Consider the following 260-nt stretch of genomic DNA (forward strand, 5'->3'; position numbering starts at 1 on the left):
GGTGAGCAGTGCCGACGGCACCCTCACTTCGGTCACCGTGAATATCCTCGGCACCAATGATGCGGCCGTGCTGTCCGCCGACATCGCCCACCTCACCGAGACTAATGCCGCCGTCGACATTTCCACCGCCGGCACCCTGACCATCAGCGACGTCGACAGCGCCACAACCTTCGTCGCCCAAACCAACACCGCCGGCAGCTACGGCCAGTTCTCCATCGGCACCGACGGTGCCTGGACCTACGTCGCCAGCTCCGCCCACA

Annotated in this window: 1 protein-coding gene; it reads left to right on the forward strand. The window is 65.4% G+C overall.

What is annotated here, in order from left to right; genetic code table 11:
• Window positions 1–260 (forward strand): VCBS domain-containing protein (locus tag Q8X48_RS30030; RefSeq protein ID WP_407802831.1); only part of this gene is annotated, 260 nt, incomplete at both ends.

It is taken from the genome of Pseudomonas sp. QLc11A (assembly GCF_052112305.1).
Taxonomy (GTDB): domain Bacteria; phylum Pseudomonadota; class Gammaproteobacteria; order Pseudomonadales; family Pseudomonadaceae; genus Aquipseudomonas; species Aquipseudomonas laurylsulfatiphila.